The organism is Streptomyces sp. KR55, assembly GCF_052245645.1.
GTDB classification, from domain to species: domain Bacteria; phylum Actinomycetota; class Actinomycetes; order Streptomycetales; family Streptomycetaceae; genus Streptomyces; species Streptomyces flavusporus.
This window is the reverse complement of the sequence record NZ_JBQQCE010000641.1, coordinates 1-4,191: the sequence shown is the minus strand read 5'-3', so window position 1 is coordinate 4,191 and position 4,191 is coordinate 1. Positions and strand designations below refer to the sequence as shown.

At 68.4% G+C, this 4,191-nt stretch carries 4 protein-coding genes and 2 pseudogenes; 2 read left to right on the top strand and 4 right to left on the bottom strand.

The window, feature by feature from the left end; all coding sequences use genetic code 11:
- Positions 1-260: pseudogene (locus tag ACTWQJ_RS47400) on the top strand (hypothetical protein); the annotation flags it as partial.
- 362 nt (positions 261-622) lie between these two features.
- On the opposite strand, the gene ACTWQJ_RS47395 reads toward ACTWQJ_RS47400, so the two are convergent.
- Both ACTWQJ_RS47395 and ACTWQJ_RS47390 read right to left on the bottom strand, forming a co-directional pair.
- On the bottom strand, positions 623-1,039 hold the full coding sequence (locus ACTWQJ_RS47395) for an SsgA family sporulation/cell division regulator (RefSeq protein WP_443312572.1): 417 nt from the start codon (positions 1,037-1,039) through the stop codon (positions 623-625).
- An 85-nt stretch (positions 1,040-1,124) separates the two neighbouring features.
- Positions 1,125-1,625, bottom strand: coding sequence for a hypothetical protein (locus ACTWQJ_RS47390; protein ID WP_443312571.1), 501 nt, complete (start codon positions 1,623-1,625; stop codon positions 1,125-1,127).
- A 319-nt stretch (positions 1,626-1,944) separates the two neighbouring features.
- Between ACTWQJ_RS47390 and ACTWQJ_RS47385 the strand changes: the two genes are divergently transcribed.
- Positions 1,945-2,475: a MarR family winged helix-turn-helix transcriptional regulator gene (locus tag ACTWQJ_RS47385; protein ID WP_443312570.1), complete on the top strand. Its 531-nt coding sequence runs from the start codon at positions 1,945-1,947 to the stop codon at positions 2,473-2,475.
- Positions 2,476-2,670: 195 nt separating this feature from the next.
- Here ACTWQJ_RS47385 and ACTWQJ_RS47380 read toward each other — a convergent pair whose 3' ends face one another.
- Both ACTWQJ_RS47380 and ACTWQJ_RS47375 read right to left on the bottom strand, forming a co-directional pair.
- Positions 2,671-3,777: an LLM class flavin-dependent oxidoreductase gene (locus ACTWQJ_RS47380; RefSeq protein ID WP_443312569.1), complete on the bottom strand. Its 1,107-nt coding sequence runs from the start codon at positions 3,775-3,777 to the stop codon at positions 2,671-2,673.
- 140 nt (positions 3,778-3,917) lie between these two features.
- Positions 3,918-4,031, bottom strand: a pseudogene (locus tag ACTWQJ_RS47375) (N-acetyltransferase); the annotation flags it as partial.
- Positions 4,032-4,191: the final 160 nt, after the last annotated feature.

Sequence of the window (4,191 nt, the reverse complement as noted above, 5' to 3'; positions counted from 1 at the left end):
TGATCCCGCTGGCGGTGCTGCTGGGCGGGGCAGGCTTCCTCACCAACCCGGCCGTGAACTCCCGGGTGTTCGGCGTCCTGGGCGAGGCCAGGACGCTCGGCGGCGCCGTCAACATCGCCGCCTTCAACCTCGGTATCGCCGTCGCCCCCTGGGTGGGGGGCCTGCTCATCGACGCGGGGTCGGACTGGAGGTCACGGCGTGGGTCGGTGCGGCCTTCGCGGTGGCGGCGCTCGGGAGCACCCTGCTGGACCGATTCCTGACCAGGCGCCACGAGGCGGCCGACCCCGGTTCCGGAAGGACCGTCGCCTCATCCCCCTCGGAGGAGGTCACCGCCGCACACCGGTGACGATGTGCCGACCCGAGGTTCACGATGGCCGTCGGCCGGGATACCGACGGCCGTTCACCTCATTCCGGCACGATCGCGGTGACGCGTCCCAGCCCGTCATCGCGCTGAGGTGAAAGGCGCATAGCAGGCCGTCGGCGGTACCGGAGAGCACGGCGAGGACGGTGGAGTCCGCGTTCGACAGCCCACTGCATGCCTGGAGTTGCTGCTCGATGCGCCGCGCGGGACCTCCTGCATGGCGCAGAACGACTCCGGCCTGAAGCTGCCGGTCAAGCACTGTCAGGCGATGCCGTGCAACAGCCGCGACAGTTCGGCGTCCAAGTCGAGCCTCTCGGTCTCACGACCTGCCGGCACCATCTGGTACGCACGCCGGAGCAACTGAGCCACCACGGGGAGTGGAGCAATCAGCCGGGCAGTCCCGTGCGGTGAGGACAGAGCGAGGTTCAGCTCAGCGTCGGGTCCGGAGCCCGTCGGCCAGACGCGCACATCACCTTGCCCGGTCGGCCGGTAGAGGCCCTCCGCCAGCAGGTCGCGGGCCATGAACCAGGGAACCGAGAGGTCGGTGCCGACATGGAAGTCGAGGCACACGGCAAACGGGTCGTGCGGTTCATAGCGCAGCTGCGTCGGCACCGTCATCCGCTCCTCGGCGGTGAGCACGAGTTCCATGTACAGCGGCTCGTCTATGCGGATCGCCATGACTCACTCACATTGTTCCTTGAGGGCCTGGGATACCGGGTGCACCACCGCGCCACGGCGGCGGTGCACCCGGCGGAGGCCCGACTCAGCGGAAGATGCCCTTGTCGAAACCGTGGGCATCGCCGGTCACGACGTACCAACTACCGTGGACCCACAGGTAGAACCGGTCCCCGTCGTAGCGGTACCGCTTGTCGTGGTCGTTGCCGTACCAGTCACCGCCGTCGCGGTACCAGGTGCGGTGGCCGTCCCAACGGCCGTCCCGACCGTCGTAGCGGTCGCGGTCGCGGTCCCAGCGGCCGTCCCGACCGTCGTGGCGGTCACGGTCGCGGTCCCAACGGCCGTCCCGACCGTCGTGGCGGTCGCGGTCCGAGCGGCCGTCCCAACCGTCGTGGCGGTCACGGTCGCCTCGATCGTCGTTGCGGTGGTCGCCGTACTCGCCGTTCGAGGAGTGGGCGACAATCGCCGCGCGGTCATCTGCCGAACCCGGCGCGGCTGAGGCGGTGCCGCCCACGGCCAGGAGGGCGGCCACCGCGGTGGCGAGAGTGGCGGCCGCGGTAGCGGTGCGCCGTGCGAGGGGGGTTTTCATGGTCTTTCTCCTGGATGTACTCCGAAGCCCCGAGTGGGAGGGCTCCGGGTGATGGATGCGGTTGCCACCGGTCCTCGTGGGACGGGCGCCCACCGCGCCCCGGGCCGCCGATGTCCGTCCCGGATCGGCGACCTTCTGCGCTCTTGACGCCCAGATGCGGGAAGAGCGCAGGCAGAGAGGGATGTACTCAAGACGGGATCCTCAAGCTCTGCCGCTCGTTGAGCCGTCAACTGAAACCTAGGCATCTGATACATGAAGCGTCAAGCAAACGTGACCGCCGCCACTTGATGCATCAACCATCTCGGCTAGTGTGAGATGCATGCAAGCAGACACGAAGCCCCGCACGGGGGAGGCGAGCGTTCAGGAACCGCGCTGGTTGACGAGCGACGAGCAAGAGGCATGGCTGCCGCTCGCCGCCATGGTGGTCAAACTGCCGGCCCTCTTCGACGCCCAGCTGCAGCGCGATGCCGGCATCACGTTCTTCGAGTACCTCGTTCTCGCCGGGCTCTCCGAAGCGCCCGATCGCACACGGCGGATGAGCGACCTCGCCGCCCAGGCCAACGCCTCCCTGTCCCGGCTGTCCCACGTCGTCAAGCGGCTCGAGAAGCGTGGCTGGGTGCACCGAGAGCCCTGCCCCAAAGACGGGCGTGGCACCAACGCCATCCTCACCGACGCCGGCTGGGCCAAGCTGGTGGCCACCGCCCCCGGCCACGTCGAAGCGGTACGGCACCTCGTCATCGACGCCCTCAACAGCACGCAGCTCCGGCACCTGCAGGACATCAGCCACCAGATCCTGCGCCGGATCGACCCGGACCGTCCCTGTCTCGGCGCAGGAGAGCCTTGGGACTGATTCCCGCAGGGCGCGCGGCGGAGTGATGGTGGAACGGGGAACCTGTGCCCCAAAGAGGCGGAGGGCCGTCAGCCTCGCGGCCGACGGCCCTCCGAACCTCCCGCTGCCGGAAAGCCGTTGACCAGGTTGTGGGCGATGTCCGTGGCCAGGTCGCGCAGTTCGGCCACGCGCACGTCCACCTCACGTCATACGGTCTCAGGCCGCCGGTTCCGCGGTCGTCCCGTGCTGCGCTGCGCGCGCGGCGAGAAGCGAGGCGTGGGTGGGGGCGTCGGGCACGTCGGCCGGCCGGTTCCTGGCGAACTCCTTGCGCAACACCGGTACGACCTCCTCGCCGAGCATGTCGATCTGCTCCAGCACGGCCTTGTGCGGGACTCCGCCGCCGTCCACGACGAACAGCTGGCGCTGGTAGTCACCGGCGTACTCGCGGAAGGTGAGCGTCTTCTCGATGACCTGCTCTGGGGTGCCGACGGTCAGCGGGGTCTGCTCCATGTACTCCTCCATGGATATCCCGCCGCCCATCACGGGTGAGTGGTCGAAGATCGGGCGGAACTCGCGGATGGCGTCCTGGGAGTTGTGGCGCATGTAGACCTGGCCGCCGAGGCCGACGATGGCCTGCTCGGGGCTGCCGTGGCCGTAGTGCGCGTACCGCTCCCGGTACAGATCGATCATCTTCTTGGTGTGCTCCTTGGGCCAGAAGATGTTGTTGTGGAAAAAGCCGTCGCCGTAGTACGCGGCCTGCTCGGCGATCTCCGGGGAGCGGATGGAGCCGTGCCAGACGAACGGCGGTACGTCGCCCAGGGGCCGCGGCGTGGAGGTGAAGCCCTGCAGCGGGGTGCGGAAGCGCCCCTCCCAGTCGACGATGTCCTCGCGCCACAGCCGGTGGAGCAGGGCGTAGTTCTCGATGGCGAGGTTGATGCCGTCGCGGATGTCCTTGCCGAACCACGGGTAGACGGGCCCGGTGTTGCCGCGGCCCATCATCAGGTCGACGCGGCCGTCGGCCAGGTGCTGGAGCATCGCGAAGTCCTCGGCGATCTTCACCGGGTCGTTGGTGGTGATCAGCGTGGTGGCCGTGGAGAGGATGATCCGCTCCGTGCGGGCGGCGATCCAGCCCAGCATCGTGGTCGGGGACGACGGCACGAAGGGCCGGTTGTGGTGCTCGCCGGTGGCGAAGACGTCCAGTCCCACCTCTTCAGCCTTCTGCGCGATCTCGACCATCGCCTTGATCCGCTCGTGCTCGGTCGGCGTACGGCCCGTAGTCGGGTCGGTGCTCACATCGCCGACGGTGAAGATGCCGAACTGCATCGTCTCAGCCTTTCGTTCTACATGGGTTGATGCATCAACTATATCCCCGCAACGCGGCCCGAGGCGTCCCTATTCCGCCCCGCCGGAGCGATGACCACGACTGCGCCGCGCGCGGCCCGCCGGCGCACACCCCATCCCCGTCAGCCCAGTTCCGCCTCCAGCCACCGCAGAACGTCGGGCGTCACGGAGTCGGCGAACTCGGCATGCCTCTTGAGGAACTTGGCCACGTAGGGACAGATGGGCACGATCCGTTTCTCATGATGTGCCTTTCGCAGGAGGTCAGCGGCGCGGGGTGTGGAACTGCGGCCGTTGAAGTGTGCTCAAGCGTGTTCTGGTGAGCGGGAGTGAGTGCGAGCGGTCGTTGCCGTGACCCGCGTGTCCGCGTGAGCGCTTCGGGGTGCGAACGGAAATCCT

Coding starts and splice junctions, on each gene's coding strand:
- ACTWQJ_RS47390 (WP_443312571.1), bottom strand. CDS start 1,625: ATGAAAACCCCCCTCGCACGGCGCACCGCTACCGCGGCCGCCACTCTC.
- ACTWQJ_RS47385 (WP_443312570.1), top strand. CDS start 1,945: ATGCAAGCAGACACGAAGCCCCGCACGGGGGAGGCGAGCGTTCAGGAA.
- ACTWQJ_RS47380 (WP_443312569.1), bottom strand. CDS start 3,777: ATGCAGTTCGGCATCTTCACCGTCGGCGATGTGAGCACCGACCCGACT.
- ACTWQJ_RS47395 (WP_443312572.1), bottom strand. CDS start 1,039: ATGGCGATCCGCATAGACGAGCCGCTGTACATGGAACTCGTGCTCACC.